Origin of the sequence: uncultured Candidatus Thioglobus sp. (assembly GCF_963981275.1) — a bacterium.
Classification (GTDB): Bacteria; Pseudomonadota; Gammaproteobacteria; order PS1; family Pseudothioglobaceae; genus Thioglobus_A.
The window spans coordinates 14,667-29,608 of record NZ_CAXCCZ010000002.1 but is presented as its reverse complement, the minus strand read 5'-3'; the positions used below and the strand labels follow the sequence as shown (position 1 = coordinate 29,608).

Below are 14,942 nucleotides of genomic sequence, written 5' to 3'. Positions count from 1 at the left end.
TAGCTATTTTACATTTTCTCTATTCGATATATGTGTGGTATTTGTGGACAATTAAGATTTGACAATAAGTCGGTTGATTCTAAGGATCTGAATATTATGATGTCTAAGATCGCACGCCGTGGCCCAGATTCTTCTGGTGAGTGGGCACAGACTGGTGTTGGTTTTGGTCATCAGCGCTTGAGTATTATTGATTTATCTAATCATGCGCATCAGCCGATGGAAGATCAGGCACTAGATTTAGTGCTGGTGTTTAATGGCACGATTTATAACTATAAGGCTCTGCGAGTAGAGCTAAGCAAACAAGGCTATGAGTTTTTCTCACAGTCTGATACTGAAGTTATTCTTAAGGCGTACCACTTCTGGGGTGAGGATTGTGTGCTGCATTTGGACGGTATGTTTGCTTTTTGTATTTGGGATAAAAAACAGCAACATCTATTTGTCGCTCGCGACCGTATGGGCATCAAGCCGCTGTATTTTAATCTCACTGATCAAGCCTTTAGTTTTGCCTCAAATGCGCAATCTTTGGTTGCCATAGGTGCTGACACGAGTATCAATTCCGTGGCTTTGCAGCAGCAACTATCTTTGCACGCGGTAGTGCCAGCGCCAAATACAGTATTGGCAGGGGTTAATAAAATTAAGCCAGCAACCACACTTATTATTAAGTCGAATGGCGATATTAAAGAGACCACCTACTGGCAGCCAAAGGCTCAGCGACCAGACATTGCATTGACAGATTCTGAGTATATTGAAAAAACTCATGACTTGCTAACTCAAGCTGTGCTCAAACGTATGGATGCAGCAGATGTGCCAATTGGGGTGTTGTTGTCTGGCGGGCTAGACTCTTCATTGTTGGTGGCGTTGCTCAAAGAGGCAGGCCATGAAGATATTCGTACTTTTTCAATAGGCTTTGAGGATATTGATGATGAGGCGGGTTCCGAGTTTGAGTATTCGGATCAGATCGTAGATAGATTTGATACACACCATGAAAAATACGTGGTCAGTAATTCTCAAGTATTACCAAGATTGGGCGAAGCTATCGCCAACATGAACGAGCCGATGGTGGGTCAGGATTCGGTGGCATTTTATTTACTGGCTGAACAGGTCTCAAAACATATTAAAGTGGTGTTGTCGGGTCAAGGTGCGGATGAAGCTTTTGCAGGGTATTTTTGGTATCCACGTATGCAGGCTGAAACTGGCTCAGAGGTTGAAAGGTTTTCAAAGCATTATGTTGATAGACCGTATGAGGAATACTTGCAAACGGTTAATGAAAAATATCATTCAGGCAATCACACCCAAACCTGGCTTAATAAAGAATTTGCTAAAGCTAATGCTGATGAATTTATGGATAAAGTGTTTCGCACTGATATCACTCGCTTAGTAGTGGATGATCCAGTAAAACGAGTGGATAACATGACTATGGCTTGGGGTTTGGAAGCCAGAGTGCCATTTATGGATTATCGATTGGTGGAGCACGCACTGAGCATACCACCAAGTCTTAAGATGAGTGAGGAGGGTAAACACCCTCTTAAACAGATTTCTCGAGGATTATTACCTGATAGTGTAATTGATCGTAAAAAAGGTTATTTTCCCATGCCAGCGCTTAAGTATGTTCGAGGTGAGTTTTTAGAATTTATGGCTGACATCTTAACTTCAAGTGCTTGTGTTAATCGTGGTGTATTTGATCAGAATTTTGTACAAAAAGTTATTAATCAGCCAGAAAAATACATGACAGCATTAAATGGCTCACGCCTTTGGCACTTAGCATTGCTTGAATACTGGCTACAGATAAACGTGGACGGAAAAAAATAATATGGAAAAGATTGTAATTTACACAGATGGTGGCTGTAGAGGGAATCCTGGGATTGGTGGCTGGGGGGTTTGGTTGCGCTATGGCGATCATGACAAAAAACTTAAGGGTAGTGAAAAAGACACCACCAATAATCGTATGGAATTATTAGCAGCGATTAAAGCGCTTGAGGCAATTAAATCTAAAGATATCTGTATTGATTTGTTTACTGATTCAAAGTATGTCATGAATGGCATTAATGATTGGATTAAAGGCTGGAAAGCTAAAGGCTGGAAAACAGCTGCCAAAAAGCCGGTTAAAAATGTGGATTTATGGCAGCGTCTAGATAAGCTTAATGCAACGCACACCGTGCATTGGCACTGGGTTAAAGGTCATAGTGGCGATGAAGGCAATGAAATGGCTGATGAGCTAGCTAATCAGGCCATGGATCAGGTAATTAGATAACATAGGTTAAGTATTATTAGAATATTATGATATTTAGATAGTTCGTCAATAACTTGCTTTTATGACTCTAGATGGTATAAATGTAGTTTTTAACGTAACGTGTCTTAATTAAGGAGAGAGATAGTGAAAAAGTTAGCCGTATTATTTGGTTTATTATTAAGTGCAACAACATTTGCACACATGAGTGGTGAAACAGTAGCGCCATTAGCAAAAGATGCAAGCGATGCACAAAAACAAGCCGTTCGCGATGGTGCACAAGATTTTTGTGACAGTGCGGAAGAAGATGAAAAAGAAGAATGCGTTATGGACTTCTTTGCAAATCACAATTTAGAAGAAGAGCCTAGCTGTGATTAAACAACAAAATTTATAACAATTTCCTTCTTGGGGAAGAAGTTATTAATAACAAACTCAATAACGAGTTATTTTTATAAAAAGAGGAGAGAAGTATGAAACTTCAAACATTAGTATTATCAACTGCAGTAGCTGCAGTACTAACAACATCGTCAGCATTTGCTGGTGAGAAAGTAACAGGTAAAGCAGTAGGCATCGTTAAGGGTGTTATGGAAGTTGCGGGTATTTCACGTAACCAAGATAACAAAGCAACAATCGACCCTGCATTCGCAAAGACTTCACGTCCTTGTCCACCATTCTGTATTCAACCAACTGCACCGTTCGCGCCTGCAGCAGTTGACACAGTGACTGAATTAGACGTTATTCATGCTGCACGTGATGCTGCAAATGGCGACACTTCGGTATTAGTAGTTGATGCACGTACACCGGGTTGGGTTAAGAAAGGTACAATCCCTCACGCAGTAAACGTTCCATTTACTAAGCTTAACTCTAAGGCATTAGCTAAAGATCCTATGGCTGTAGTAGATATCTTGACAGGTACTTTTGGTGTTAAGGATCTTGACGGTGTTCTAGATTACAACAATGCTAAAACTTTATACTTATTCTGTAATGGTTCATGGTGTGGTCAGTCTCCAGCTTCAATTAGAGCGCTACTTACTATGGGTTACCCTGAAAACAAGATTAAATACTACCGTGGTGGTATGAACGCTTGGAAATCTTTAGGTTTAACAACTAAGTAACTGATTCATAAAAGCACTCATACCGAGTGCTTTTTAATCTAGGAGATTAATATGAAAACTAAATTATTAGCAATTGCTATTGCTTCTGTATTTACTTTAGGTGCTCAGGCAGACTTTTTAGGTGCAGACCATAACTGGAATAACGGCTCTTCTGCAGTTAAATCTGCTAAAAAAGCTGGCAAACCAGTAGGTATCACTAAAGGTGTTTTAACAATTGCAGGTATTTCTCGTAACGCCGATAATGGCAATATGGTAGATCCAGCTTTTGCAAAGACATCACGTCCTTGTCCGCCATTTTGTATTCAGCCAACTGCACCGTTCGCGCCTGCAGCTGTTGAAACGGTTACTGAGTTAGATGTAATCAATGTGGCTCAGCTAATTTCTTTTGGTGATGCAGATAATATGATTATTGATGCACGTACTAAAGGCTGGGCAAAGAAAGGTATGATTCCTCACGCAGTGAACGTACCATTTACTAAGCTTAACTCTAAAGCGCTAGCTAAAGATCCTATGGCTGTTGTAGAGTTGATGGTTGAGAAGTTTGGCGTTAAAGATCTAGACGGCGTTCTAGATTACGACGGTGCCAAGACTTTATACTTGTACTGTAATGGTTCATGGTGTGGCCAGTCGCCTGCGGCGATTCGTGCACTATTAACGATGGGTTACCCACAAAGCAAAATCAAATACTACCGTGGTGGTATGAATGATTGGAAGCTTTTGGGTTTAACAGTTAAGTAAATTGTTAACCATTGGTTTAAAAAGGGGGATGTTAATAGCATCCCTTTTTTATGTTTTTACAACTTCTTTCGCGCAAGCTGAAACAAGATTTGATCGCTGGTATCAAATTGGCTACGATTATTCACAAATGGGTCGCAATGACGACGCTTTTGAATGGATGATGCGTGCCGCTGACGGCGGACATAGTGCTGCGCAAAATAATATTGGCCTAAGTTACTTGCACGGCTTAGGTGCAGAAAAAGACGAACAAACAGCTTTTAAGTGGTTTGAAAAGTCAGCTGAACAAGGCCTGTCTTATGCCCAAAGTGAGCTGGCTATGCTCTACTACGAAGGCAAAGGTGTTGAAAAAAACACCCAATTAGCACAAGATTGGTGGCTGGTTGCATCGGAGCAAGAAGATGAATATGCCCAATATAATTTGGCTTCGTTAATGTTGGAGCAGGGTGATATTAAACAGGCTTATTATTGGTTTAATCGTGCTGAGAAGAATAATCATCCAGATGCGAAAGTGGCATTGGATTTACTCAATGAAAAATATGTGGAATAAACTTATTACAATAATAGCGCTAAGCTTATCGGCAAATGCTTTTGCTTTTCTTCCGGGTTTAGAGAGTTTTCCTAAATTTCCGGAATTGCCTAAAATTGGAGATTTTGATCCAAGTTCTTTGCAAAAATTCTATAATCAATTCACCAATGCACAACCTGATTTTGAGCGTGAAAATCGTATGATTAGTGAGATTGAGGATGCAGTAATGGACGGTGATGTGGAGTATTTACCAGTTTCTAACGATAAGGAAATCTTTAGTATTTATATGGAGGCACAAGCAGAGAAGGCAAAGGGCGGTGTCATTATTCTCCATTCAAGAGGTTATCATGCCAACTGGGATAGTGTTATTAAACCGCTGAGAGTAGGCCTGACTGAAAAGGGCTGGCATAGTTTGTCTGTGCAAATGCCAGTGCTTGACAAGAAGGCCAAGTATTATGATTATGTTCCAATTTTCCCATACGCACATGAGCGAATTGAAGCCGCTATTGATTTTTATAAGCAGCTCGGTGTTGATAATATTATTTTAATATCTCATGGCTGTGGTGCGCATATGGCCATGAGTTATTTTGATAAATTTGGCGATGATAAAGTGAATGCATTTGTTGGTATAGGTATGGGTGCTACTGATTATAAGCAAAAGGTTATTAAGCGCATGCCACTTGATGCCATGTTAAAGCCAGTGTTGGATGTGTATGGTGAAAAAGATTTTCCTGGTGTTAGGCGATCGGCAGAAGACCGAAAGTGGTTAATGGATATTTCTGCAAACAAGCGTAGTACACAATTGGTGATTGAGAAGGCAGACCATTACTATAAGGAAAATGGCAGTGTGGCTGACTTGACATCGGCAATTGACACTTGGCTGGTTGGCCTTAGTGACTAAGCTTTATCTCGATTGCAGGTAGTGTAGCTCTTGGTCGGTAAAGTCAGCCATTTTTCGCGCTTCTAGATTAAAAGGCCCTCGTAGTTGTTCGCCAATATGCTTTTCAACTAACTCGTCAAAGGTTTTAATAGGGTCTATTTTTCGCACTTTGCACAAGTGGTGAAACCAAAAATTACCAATTTTTACATGTCCAATTTCATCTTGAAAAATGATATCTAGCAAACCAACCATGGGTTTAAATGTTGATTTGCTAAAGCGTTTTTGAATCTTTGGGGTTGCGTCCAGACCTCTTGCCTCTAACACACGAGGTACTAAAGCCATCCTGGCTAGCACATCATAATCCGTTTCATAAGTCATTTTCCACAAGCCATTATGCGCATCAAAATCACCATATTGATATCCTAATTCAATCAGGTAGTTATTTAGTAACTGAAAATGCTGAGACTCTTCAAAAGCAACCTGAATCCAATCTTGATAAAATTTATCAGGCATATTGCGAAAACGGTAAGCCGCATCAAGTGCTAAATTAATAGCATTAAATTCAATATGGCAAATGGCATGAATGGTTTCAATAAAGCCAATGTCCGACTGGCCTCTTTTTGGCATGTTTCCAAACCTTGCCAAGGTTGGTTTATCAGGTCTACCGGGGAATTTGACAGGATCGATGTGATATTTTGATTGATAATTAAGCAGTTGTTTATTTTTTAAATTATGAAGCTGATTTGTGATTTCAATCTTCTCAACAACATTCCCGCACATGAGTGCTTTATGGCTTAGTTCAAATGGATTCATAACACCCTGGACTGATATTGTCTACTGACCAAGAGCCAATTCTGGTTCGTATGAGTCTTAAAGTCGGAAAGCCGACGTGAGCGGTCATACGCCTTACCTGACGGTTTTTACCTTCGGTGATCTTAAGCTCAACCCAGGATGTGGGGATATCTTTGCGAAAACGTACCGGCGGCTCCCTTTCCCAAAGCCAATTAGGTGGATCGATAATACGGGCTTTTGCAGGCTTTGTTAATCCATCTTTAAGCTGAATTCCTTGACTTAGAAGTGCAATAGCCTTAGAAGTAATTGCCCCGTCAACTTGGACGATGTAAGTTTTTTCTTTATCAAATTTAGGATGTGAGATTTGATGTTGTAGTTTGCCATCGTCGGTGAGTAGCAATAAGCCTTCTGAGTCTTTATCTAATCGACCGGCAGGGTAGATATTTTTAACATTGATGTGATTGGCCAGTGTATTGCCTTCCCCACTAAATTGGCATAATACACCAAAGGGCTTGTTAAATGCATATAGCATTAATACACAACCTTGGCTCTTGCAACAAAAGCTTCTAATTGAGAGTTGGCAATACTGGTAAAAATGGGGGAAATGGCCATGTCAACAATCTTTGAAGAGAAGCTAAAGCTTAAATTAAGCTCCACTTTACAGGCCTGATCATTAAGTTTAGTAAATACCCAGGCGCCATTTAGTTGTTTAAATAGTCCTTCTTTGAGTTTCATGTCAATACGTTGATTTTTGGTTAGGGTGTTAATAGTGGTAAAACTTTGTTTTAATCCAGCTTTATTAATCTCAACCGAGGCTGTAATTTGATCATGAGTTTGCTTTAAAATGGAGGCATCTGAGCACCAGTTGAGAAATTTTGGATAATCATCAACTTGGTTGACTAATTGATACATTTGCTCAGCTGAATAAGGCACAAGAGCACTTTTAGAGAGTTGATGCATGGCAAAATCCAAAAAACCTAAAGTAAGTTCAAATACGATTGTGCTCAATAAAAAAGCACGTCATGACTATTTTATCGAACAAACACTTGAAGCTGGGCTTTCTTTGGAAGGTTGGGAGGTGAAAAGTCTAAGAGAAAATAAGGTTCAAATTAAAGAAAGCTATGTTATTTTGAAAAATGGCGAGCTGTTTTTGTTTGGCGCTCATATCTCCGCATTGCAAAGTGCCTCCACTCATGTTACTGCAGATCCAACAAGAACGAGAAAACTACTACTTAATCGTATAGAAATTAATCGCTTGAGAGAGAAAATTGAGCAAAAAGGTGCGACTGTTGTACCGTTAAAAATGTACTGGAAACGTGGGCGTGTAAAGTTAGAAATCGGCGTTGCCAAAGGTAAAAAGGCACATGACAAGCGCCAAGACGTTAAATCTAGAGATTGGCAAAGAGATAAAAATAGAGTTTTAAAAGAGAATAATAAGTAAATCGTTAAAAGTGAATCTTTCTTCACTGTTTTTTTTTGCAAATGCTTGATTTAACAGTAATTTTTTGCTTATAATTAGTAAAACTTTATTGAGTAAGAATGGTGATATTTAAACTACATTGGAGAGATGTGCTTTACTCACTTGATATTTTTTTATAATTTTATAAACCAAAGGGGAAGAGAATGAACAAATCAGAATTAATTGATGCAATCGCATCAGCGGCAGATATTTCAAAAGCAGATGCTGGCCGTGCACTTAACGCAACAACGGATGCAATTACAGGCGCTATGGCGAGTGGCGATGGCGTACAACTAACCGGTTTTGGTTCGTTTGTTGTTAGAGATCGCGCAGCACGCACGGGTCGCAACCCACAAACGGGTGCAACAATTCAAATTAAGGCCTCTAAAGTAGCTGCTTTTAAAGCAGGTAAGGCGCTTAAAGATGCAGTTAACGGCTAAACCTTAACTTTCTGTATCGTGATAAAGGCACCTTCGGGTGCTTTTTTTGAGCCTAAAGTTTGGTAAAATAACAATTTTATCCAATCTATCATTCAGTGGAGATACCTATGGAGCGTACACTATCAATTATTAAGCCAGATGCAGTTTCAAAAAATGTTATTGGTCAAATTTATACTCGTTTTGAAGCGGCCGGTTTTAAAATTGTTGCTGCAAAAATGCTGCACTTAGATGAACAATTAGCCGGTGGATTTTATGCCGTACATAAGGATCGTCCTTTTTATGGTGAGCTGGTTGCATTTATGACCTCTGGCCCCGTTATGGTTCAGGTATTGGAAGCTGACAACGCAGTTGCCAAGCACCGTGAAATCATGGGCGCAACCAATCCTAAAGAAGCGGCAGCTGGAACGATTCGTGCGGATTTTGCACAATCTTTAGATGAAAACGCAGTTCATGGGTCTGATTCACTAGAAAATGCCGCCATTGAAATTGAATATTTCTTTGGTGCAGACGGTGTCTGCCCCAGAACGCGTTAACTTTTGCTAATTAATACCGTTCAAATAGTACACCTTCCTGCGCTGTTTTAGTTATGCAAAGTAAAATAAATCTACTCAATCTTAATCAAAAAGCACTAGACGAATTCTTTAAAAAGCTTGGTGAGAAGTCTTATCGCACTAAGCAAATAATGAAATGGATTTACAAAGACCAGGTGTTTGATTTTGATCAAATGCTCAATCTGAGTAAAAAATTAAGAGAGCAGCTTAAAGAAATTTCTTGTATCGAGTTTCCGAGTGTGGTCAGCAAGAGTCATGCATTAGATGGTGTGATCAAATGGGTGGTTGAGCTTGGCGGCGAAAATCATGTTGAGATGGTCTATATTCCAGAAAAAGACCGGGGCACACTGTGCATTTCTTCTCAAGTTGGCTGCGCACTCGCCTGTACTTTTTGTTCAACGGGGTACCAGGGTTTTAACCGAAACCTTTCAACAGCAGAAATAATTGCTCAAGTATTGATTGCTAATTTACACTTAAATCCGGCTGGCAAGCGCATATCGAATGTCGTTTTTATGGGCATGGGTGAGCCAATGCTTAATGAAGAAGCGGTTTATAGTGCGTGTGATTTATTAATGGATGATCTATCTTTTGGATTATCTCGACGTCGAGTCACCATTTCTAGCTCGGGTGTAGTGCCTGCTTTAGAGCGAATGAGTGAGCGAGTTCCTGTGAGTTTAGCCATTTCCCTACACGCGCCGAATAATACCTTGCGTGATGAGTTGGTACCTATTAATAAAAAATATCCAATTGAAGCGTTAATGAAGGCCTGCGATGTGTATCTCAATGCGGGTACACAAGAGCGGCACATTTTGTTTGAGTACGTTATGCTAAAAGGCGTGAATGATTCATCAGAACATGCGCAGCAACTAGCCCAGCTTTTAAAAGGCGTGTCAGCCAAGGTTAATTTAATTCCTTTTAATCCATTTTCTGAATCTGAGTATCAGACATCCAGTATTAAGACTGTTGAAAATTTTCAAAATATTTTATTTTCTAAAGGTATTCGTACCATGACTAGACGCACCCGTGGCGAAGATGTGGATGCCGCTTGCGGACAATTAGCCGGAAAAGTAAAAGACAAAACCAAGCGAACGCATGCTAGACGGGATTGACTACTACCCGCGTAAAAAAAAACGCCAACCAAAGTTAAAAATATGGGTGTTAATACTGAGTGTTTTTTTCATAGGGTTGTATGGATATCAGGCTTCTGAAAATACCACCAAAAAGGTTAACGACAATACTTTAATTGTGATTAGCAAGGGAAAAAAGCCAGTAGAAGAAAAGGCGGATAGCGTTATAATTAAATCTAATCAAGCATATCAGCAGACTGAGATTGATCGTCGAGTTAAAAGTGATCGAGGCTTAGATGAATTAATTCAAACATTTAAACAGCAATGAAACCTATACATACCATTAGTAGAAGAAAGTCTCGACAAATTTTTGTAGGCAATGTTGCTATTGGTGGCGATGCGCCAATCTCTGTGCAGAGTATGACCAACACGCAAACCACAGATGTGACAGCAACCCTAAAGCAAATTAAGGCAATTGAAGAGGCGGGTGCTGATTTAGTGCGTGTTTCTGTGCCCACTATGGAAGCAGCTGAGGCATTTAAAGAAATTAAAGCACAGGCTAATATTCCGCTGATTACGGATATCCATTTTGATTATAAGATTGCCCTTAAAGTGGCAGAATATGGCGCAGATTGCTTGCGCATTAATCCGGGTAATATTGGCCGTGAAGATCGTATTCGTGAAGTGGTTGCTTCTGCTAAAGATCATGGTATTCCAATTCGTATCGGTGTTAATGCAGGATCTTTAGAAAAAGATTTACAAAAAAAATATACTGAGCCTACGCCTGAAGCTATGGTTGAATCAGCTTTTAGACATATTGATATTTTGGATCGACTGAATTTTGACAATTTCAAAATCTCTCTTAAGGCCAGTGAAATTTTCATGACTGTTTTTGCTTATCAGCAGCTAGCCTCTCAAATTGATAATCCGCTACATTTAGGCATTACCGAAGCAGGATCATTACGCTCAGGCACTGTTAAGTCCTCTATTGGCTTAGGATTGTTGTTGTCTGAAGGAATTGGCGATACGATTCGAGTGTCGCTAGCGTCTGATCCAGTTGATGAAGTGCGTGTTGGCTTCGATATCTTAAAATCATTAAATTTAAGACAAAAAGGCGTGAATCTAATTGCTTGTCCTTCATGCTCTCGTCAAAAATTCGATGTTATTAAAGTGGTTAACGAATTAGAGGCTCGATTGGAAGATATTAAAGAGCCAATCGATGCGGCAGTGATTGGTTGCGTGGTGAATGGTCCAGGTGAGGCTAAAGCAGTATCAGTAGGATTAACTGGTGGAGAGCCAAACCTGATGTATGTTGATGGAAAGACGGATCAAAAAGTTAGCAACGAATCGTTGGTCGATACTTTAGAGGAAAAAATCAGAGCTCAACTCAAACTTAATTTGAATAATTTATAGCTTTTTTGAGCGTCTATAAACTCTAAATCGATAAATAAATTGTACGCCAAAATAGCCAATCAATGCACTCACCACTGAAACAATCAAACAACCCAATAAAAAGGGCTGCCAAATTGTATCAAAAACTTGCCAAACGTACTCAAGTGACATTATAAAATCAGCCTCAATTTGTACGTTAAGTAGCCAGGCGCCAAGTTTATAACAGCCGTAGTAAATTGCAGGCATGGTTAGTGGATTAGTAATCCAAACAAGCGCAATAGATAAGGGTAGGTTAGCACTGAAGATAACCGCACCTGGTGCAGCGAGTAACATCTGAAAAGGGACAGGGATAAACGCAAAAAATAGTCCAACTGCAAAAGCCTTAGAGATTGATTTTCGATTGAAATTCCATAAACTAGGGTCGTGTAAGTGTTTACTAAGCCAGCCTAAGTGTTTATGATTTTTAATTTCATGAGGCTTTGGGCTGTAACGTTTTAAGAGTTTTTTCATGTTTGGCTAACAGCGATAATAGCCTTGGCATCTAAGCCGTACAATGCGTGCAGTTGAGATTGCGAACCTTGTTCGGTAAAGACATCAGGCAGGCCAAGAATTTTAAGAGAAGTGTTAATTCCTTGCTGATGAAAAAACTCACTAACACCACTACCAGCGCCACCTTTGATGGCATTATCTTCAATAGAGATAAAATGAGTATGCGTTTTACTAAGCTCAATCAATAGCGCCTCATCAAGCGGCTTAACAAAGCGCATGTCAACGACGGTTGCATTAATTGAATCTGCTGCGTCTAGGGCGTAATCCAGCATAGTTCCGAAAGCTAAAATTGCAATATTAGCACCACGTCGAACCACATCAGCTTTGCCAATTTGAATTCTCTCAGTACTGACATAATCTGTAATGCTTGAAGTGCCTCTTGGGTAACGTACACAGACAGACCCTTGAGTGTTAAAAGCGGTATTAAGCATTTGGTATAGCTGAATTGAGTTGCTTGGAGACATGATGACCAAGCTTGGAATGCAGCGTAGAAAGCTTAAATCAAAGCTTCCTGCGTGAGTAGCGCCATCACTACCAACCAGTCCAGCGCGATCAATGGCAAAAACTACATCTAAATTTTGTAAAGCAATGTCGTGAATAAGCTGATCATAGCCTCGTTGTAAAAAGGTGGAGTAGATGGCGACAACAGGTTTAAATCCTTGCACTGCTAATCCGCCAGCAAAAGTAATGGCGTGCTGTTCAGCAATACCGACATCAAAATATTGACTAGGATAATCCCTCTCAAAATCACTCATGCCAGAGCCGGTGCACATGGCAGGTGTAATGGCGATAAGCTCTTTATTTTCACTCGCTGTATTATTGATCCAAGTGCCAAAAACATCACTATAGTTTGGCAATGTGCTGGTGTTTGCTTGGGCAGGGGCGACACCGTGGAATTTGCATGGGTCTTGCTCTGCACTTTCAAGACCGTAGCCTTTTTTAGTGATAATGTGTAAGAGACGTGGCTTATCCTGAAGTTGTAAGTTCTGTAAAGTTTTAATTAAAGTTGGTAAATCATGACCATCAATGGGTCCAAAATAATCAAGCCCTAACTCTTCAAATAGCGTGCTCGGCAGTACCATGCCTTTTAGGTGCTCTTCTGAGCGCTTGGCAAATTCATGAATAATGGGCACTTTTTCAAGAAAATCTAGTGATTTGGTTTTCATGGTTGAGTACACTTTTCCAGAAATAAGCTTGGTTAAGTACTTATTCATGGCGCCAACATTTTTAGAGATACTCATGTCATTATCATTTAAGATAATTAACAAATCAGCATTTGAATCTCCCGCGTGATTGAGCGCTTCAAATGACATGCCGCCAGTTAAGGCGCCATCACCAATCACAGCTACAGACTTTTTTTGATTATGATGTAGACGGTTGCCAATCGCAATACCAAGTGCTGCGCTAATCGATGTTGAAGAGTGTCCAGCACCAAAGCTATCATGCTCACTTTCACTGCGCTTGGTAAAGCCAGATAAGCCATCTTTTTGACGTAAGGTTGGCATTTTGTCGAGCCGACCAGTTAGGATTTTGTGTGTATAGGCCTGATGACCTACGTCAAATACAAAGCTATCTTCAGGGGTATCAAATACATAATGCATAGCAATTGTCATCTCAATCGTACCCAAATTTGGCGCCAAATGACCGCCGGTTTTTTGGATGTTTTCAATTAAGAATTCACGAATTTCACCTGCTAAGGATTGTAACTGATCTAAATCGAGTTTTTTGATATCCTGTGGCGAGTGGATTTGATCAAGCACGCTAATATAACCTTGTTACAAAGAATGACATTATACGTGAGTGGACTTATTATCTACCAAGAAGGGCGACGGATTTTTTGATCAGGGTCCTTTTTAATATTTTTGTTTTTGATGGTGATTTTTTCATCAAAATTTCGAGCAATAAAGCCAAGTTCTGGCTTTATTTCTGGCATTGGAATCCAAACTCGGTAGCCACTACCTTTGGCGACATCGAGCACTTCATTGTACTCAGTCACCATAGATTCAACTTCAGTATTAAAACATCCGTCTGGCAAAACCACTTCGATAGAATCCCCCACGCTGAATTTATTCTTGGCTTCAATTAAAGCCTTGCCATCTTTATAATCTAGAATTTCCCCCACTACTTGTTGTTTGTGTGAGCGTGAGTAATTGTCAAAATAGGTCTGTAACTCTTCAGGTTGGTGCCTACGGTAGAAGCCATCAGTGTAGCCACGATTAGCTAGATTTTCTAAAACACCAAAAGCTTCCGGGTTAAATTCTCGTCCAGCAACTGCATCGTCAATCGCTTGGCGATAAACCTGAGCAGTTCGAGCTGCGTAGTAGTGTGACTTAGTTCTACCCTCAATTTTTAAAGAATCAATACCCATTTTGGTTAAGGTATGCACGTGCTCGATAGCGCGCAAATCTTTGGAATTCATGATGTAAGTGCCGTGCTCATCTTCATAGGCAGGCATCTGCTCACCTGGGCGACCTTCCTCTTCTAGTAGGACAACCTGGTCAATCGGCGCCTTAATCTCAACAGCCTTGATATCGCCTTCAATGGTTTCCTGCGCTTCTTTAACATCATATTTCCATCTGCAAGAGTTGGTGCATGATCCCTGGTTTGGATCACGGTGATTGAAATAACCCGACAATAAACAGCGTCCAGAATAGGCAATGCAAAGCGCACCATGTACAAACACTTCTAGCTCAATATCAGGGCACTCTTGGCGTATCTCTTGAACCTCATCCAACGATAACTCTCGAGATAGAATAATACGGCTAATACCTGCATTTTTCCAAAATTTAACCGTAGCATAATTAATAGCATTGGCCTGTACAGAAAGATGAATAACTTGCTCTGGAAACTTTTCTTTAACCATCATAATCAAACCGGGATCAGCCATAATGAGCGCATCAGGTTTGAGCGCAATTACGGGCTCAATATCTTTCATGTAGGTCTTGATCTTGGCATTATGCGGAATGATATTGGATGCAACAAAAAATTTCTTATTATTGTCATGCGCCTCAGTAATACCTTGTTTTAGCGTATCAAAATCAAAAGAATTATTACGCACTCGAAGTGAGTATCTAGGTTGCCCTGCGTAAACAGCGTCTGCACCATACGCATAAGCATAGCGCATGTGTTTTAGCGAGCCTGCAGGGGAGAGTAATTCAGGTCTATTCATGTTGGCTATTTTATCATCGGATGTGTACGAATTAACC

Annotated in this window: 19 protein-coding genes; 13 read left to right on the top strand and 6 right to left on the bottom strand. The window is 40.1% G+C overall.

What is annotated here, in order from left to right; all coding sequences use genetic code 11:
- Nucleotides 1-30: 30 nt before the first annotated feature.
- The 7 genes from ABNR88_RS00590 to ABNR88_RS00560 all read left to right on the top strand — a co-directional run bounded on the left by ABNR88_RS00590 (nt 31) and on the right by ABNR88_RS00560 (nt 5,507).
- Nucleotides 31-1,809 carry an N-acetylglutaminylglutamine amidotransferase gene (locus ABNR88_RS00590; RefSeq protein ID WP_348669765.1) on the top strand — a complete coding sequence of 593 codons (1,779 nt, stop codon included), beginning with the start codon at nt 31-33 and terminating at the stop codon, nt 1,807-1,809.
- A 1-nt stretch (nt 1,810) separates the two neighbouring features.
- Nucleotides 1,811-2,251: a ribonuclease HI gene (gene rnhA / locus ABNR88_RS00585; RefSeq protein WP_291927588.1), complete on the top strand. Its 441-nt coding sequence runs from the start codon at nt 1,811-1,813 to the stop codon at nt 2,249-2,251.
- Between the two features lie 123 nt (nt 2,252-2,374).
- Complete coding sequence (locus tag ABNR88_RS00580; protein WP_291927586.1) at nt 2,375-2,605, top strand: hypothetical protein; 231 nt, start codon at nt 2,375-2,377, stop codon at nt 2,603-2,605.
- Nucleotides 2,606-2,697: 92 nt separating this feature from the next.
- Nucleotides 2,698-3,342: a rhodanese-like domain-containing protein gene (locus ABNR88_RS00575; RefSeq protein ID WP_291927584.1), complete on the top strand. Its 645-nt coding sequence runs from the start codon at nt 2,698-2,700 to the stop codon at nt 3,340-3,342.
- 51 nt (nt 3,343-3,393) lie between these two features.
- Nucleotides 3,394-4,080 (top strand): rhodanese-like domain-containing protein, encoded by a 687-nt coding sequence (locus tag ABNR88_RS00570; RefSeq protein WP_291927582.1) that lies wholly within the window; start codon nt 3,394-3,396, stop codon nt 4,078-4,080.
- Between the two features lie 28 nt (nt 4,081-4,108).
- Nucleotides 4,109-4,627: a tetratricopeptide repeat protein gene (locus ABNR88_RS00565; RefSeq protein WP_348669763.1), complete on the top strand. Its 519-nt coding sequence runs from the start codon at nt 4,109-4,111 to the stop codon at nt 4,625-4,627.
- An 85-nt stretch (nt 4,628-4,712) separates the two neighbouring features.
- Entirely contained in the window at nt 4,713-5,507 is a 795-nt protein-coding gene (locus ABNR88_RS00560) for a DUF3530 family protein (protein ID WP_348669762.1), read from the top strand.
- Nucleotides 5,508-5,510: 3 nt separating this feature from the next.
- Here the strand turns inward: ABNR88_RS00560 and ABNR88_RS00555 are convergent, their stop codons facing one another.
- The 3 genes from ABNR88_RS00555 to ABNR88_RS00545 are packed head-to-tail and all read right to left on the bottom strand — an operon-like array spanning nt 5,511 to nt 7,238.
- A complete protein-coding gene (locus tag ABNR88_RS00555; protein WP_348669760.1) occupies nt 5,511-6,299 on the bottom strand; it encodes a ferritin-like domain-containing protein in 789 nt (262 codons plus the stop codon).
- Nucleotides 6,286-6,810, bottom strand: a complete 525-nt coding sequence (locus ABNR88_RS00550; RefSeq protein ID WP_291927572.1) for a pseudouridine synthase — start codon at nt 6,808-6,810, stop codon at nt 6,286-6,288. The genes ABNR88_RS00555 and ABNR88_RS00550 overlap by 14 nt, the downstream gene beginning before the upstream one ends.
- Nucleotides 6,810-7,238 carry a type II toxin-antitoxin system RatA family toxin gene (locus ABNR88_RS00545; RefSeq protein WP_291927568.1) on the bottom strand — a complete coding sequence of 143 codons (429 nt, stop codon included), beginning with the start codon at nt 7,236-7,238 and terminating at the stop codon, nt 6,810-6,812. Before ABNR88_RS00545 ends, ABNR88_RS00550 begins: the two co-directional genes overlap by 1 nt.
- Here ABNR88_RS00545 and smpB point away from each other — a divergent pair.
- The 6 genes from smpB to ispG all read left to right on the top strand — a co-directional run bounded on the left by smpB (nt 7,237) and on the right by ispG (nt 11,208).
- Nucleotides 7,237-7,719: an SsrA-binding protein SmpB gene (smpB, locus tag ABNR88_RS00540; RefSeq protein ID WP_291927565.1), complete on the top strand. Its 483-nt coding sequence runs from the start codon at nt 7,237-7,239 to the stop codon at nt 7,717-7,719. The genes ABNR88_RS00545 and smpB overlap by 2 nt on opposite strands.
- A gap of 182 nt (nt 7,720-7,901) precedes the next feature.
- Complete coding sequence (locus ABNR88_RS00535; RefSeq protein ID WP_291927562.1) at nt 7,902-8,177, top strand: HU family DNA-binding protein; 276 nt, start codon at nt 7,902-7,904, stop codon at nt 8,175-8,177.
- A gap of 107 nt (nt 8,178-8,284) precedes the next feature.
- Nucleotides 8,285-8,710: a nucleoside-diphosphate kinase gene (gene ndk, locus ABNR88_RS00530; protein WP_291927560.1), complete on the top strand. Its 426-nt coding sequence runs from the start codon at nt 8,285-8,287 to the stop codon at nt 8,708-8,710.
- 53 nt (nt 8,711-8,763) lie between these two features.
- A complete protein-coding gene (gene rlmN / locus ABNR88_RS00525; protein WP_291927557.1) occupies nt 8,764-9,837 on the top strand; it encodes a 23S rRNA (adenine(2503)-C(2))-methyltransferase RlmN in 1,074 nt (357 codons plus the stop codon).
- Nucleotides 9,821-10,123, top strand: a complete 303-nt coding sequence (locus ABNR88_RS00520; protein ID WP_291927555.1) for a hypothetical protein — start codon at nt 9,821-9,823, stop codon at nt 10,121-10,123. The genes rlmN and ABNR88_RS00520 overlap by 17 nt, the downstream gene beginning before the upstream one ends.
- The gene (ispG, locus tag ABNR88_RS00515; protein ID WP_291927552.1) at nt 10,120-11,208 is read left to right on the top strand and encodes a flavodoxin-dependent (E)-4-hydroxy-3-methylbut-2-enyl-diphosphate synthase; all 1,089 of its coding nucleotides are present in this window, start codon (nt 10,120-10,122) and stop codon (nt 11,206-11,208) included. Before ABNR88_RS00520 ends, ispG begins: the two co-directional genes overlap by 4 nt.
- On the opposite strand, the gene ABNR88_RS00510 is transcribed toward ispG, so the two are convergent.
- The 3 genes from ABNR88_RS00510 to yegQ are packed head-to-tail and all read right to left on the bottom strand — an operon-like array spanning nt 11,203 to nt 14,905.
- Nucleotides 11,203-11,697, bottom strand: a complete 495-nt coding sequence (locus ABNR88_RS00510; protein ID WP_291927549.1) for a DUF2062 domain-containing protein — start codon at nt 11,695-11,697, stop codon at nt 11,203-11,205. The genes ispG and ABNR88_RS00510 overlap by 6 nt on opposite strands.
- Nucleotides 11,694-13,496: a 1-deoxy-D-xylulose-5-phosphate synthase gene (gene dxs, locus ABNR88_RS00505; protein WP_291927546.1), complete on the bottom strand. Its 1,803-nt coding sequence runs from the start codon at nt 13,494-13,496 to the stop codon at nt 11,694-11,696. The genes ABNR88_RS00510 and dxs overlap by 4 nt, the downstream gene beginning before the upstream one ends.
- 53 nt (nt 13,497-13,549) lie before the next feature.
- Nucleotides 13,550-14,905, bottom strand: a complete 1,356-nt coding sequence (gene yegQ, locus ABNR88_RS00500) for a tRNA 5-hydroxyuridine modification protein YegQ (RefSeq protein ID WP_291927543.1) — start codon at nt 14,903-14,905, stop codon at nt 13,550-13,552.
- Between the last annotated feature and the right edge of the window lie 37 nt (nt 14,906-14,942).

Excerpts from the sequence above, each read along its gene's own strand:
- ABNR88_RS00590 (WP_348669765.1), top strand. The coding sequence starts at position 31 with ATGTGTGGTATTTGTGGACAATTAAGATTTGACAATAAGTCGGTTGAT.
- rnhA (WP_291927588.1), top strand. The coding sequence starts at position 1,811 with ATGGAAAAGATTGTAATTTACACAGATGGTGGCTGTAGAGGGAATCCT.
- ABNR88_RS00575 (WP_291927584.1), top strand. The coding sequence starts at position 2,698 with ATGAAACTTCAAACATTAGTATTATCAACTGCAGTAGCTGCAGTACTA.
- ABNR88_RS00570 (WP_291927582.1), top strand. The coding sequence starts at position 3,394 with ATGAAAACTAAATTATTAGCAATTGCTATTGCTTCTGTATTTACTTTA.
- ABNR88_RS00565 (WP_348669763.1), top strand. The coding sequence starts at position 4,109 with ATGTTAATAGCATCCCTTTTTTATGTTTTTACAACTTCTTTCGCGCAA.
- ABNR88_RS00555 (WP_348669760.1), bottom strand. The coding sequence starts at position 6,299 with ATGAATCCATTTGAACTAAGCCATAAAGCACTCATGTGCGGGAATGTT.
- ABNR88_RS00550 (WP_291927572.1), bottom strand. The coding sequence starts at position 6,810 with ATGCTATATGCATTTAACAAGCCCTTTGGTGTATTATGCCAATTTAGT.
- smpB (WP_291927565.1), top strand. The coding sequence starts at position 7,237 with ATGGCAAAATCCAAAAAACCTAAAGTAAGTTCAAATACGATTGTGCTC.
- ABNR88_RS00545 (WP_291927568.1), bottom strand. The coding sequence starts at position 7,238 with ATGCATCAACTCTCTAAAAGTGCTCTTGTGCCTTATTCAGCTGAGCAA.
- ABNR88_RS00535 (WP_291927562.1), top strand. The coding sequence starts at position 7,902 with ATGAACAAATCAGAATTAATTGATGCAATCGCATCAGCGGCAGATATT.
- ndk (WP_291927560.1), top strand. The coding sequence starts at position 8,285 with ATGGAGCGTACACTATCAATTATTAAGCCAGATGCAGTTTCAAAAAAT.
- rlmN (WP_291927557.1), top strand. The coding sequence starts at position 8,764 with ATGCAAAGTAAAATAAATCTACTCAATCTTAATCAAAAAGCACTAGAC.
- ABNR88_RS00520 (WP_291927555.1), top strand. The coding sequence starts at position 9,821 with ATGCTAGACGGGATTGACTACTACCCGCGTAAAAAAAAACGCCAACCA.
- ispG (WP_291927552.1), top strand. The coding sequence starts at position 10,120 with ATGAAACCTATACATACCATTAGTAGAAGAAAGTCTCGACAAATTTTT.
- ABNR88_RS00510 (WP_291927549.1), bottom strand. The coding sequence starts at position 11,697 with ATGAAAAAACTCTTAAAACGTTACAGCCCAAAGCCTCATGAAATTAAA.
- yegQ (WP_291927543.1), bottom strand. The coding sequence starts at position 14,905 with ATGAATAGACCTGAATTACTCTCCCCTGCAGGCTCGCTAAAACACATG.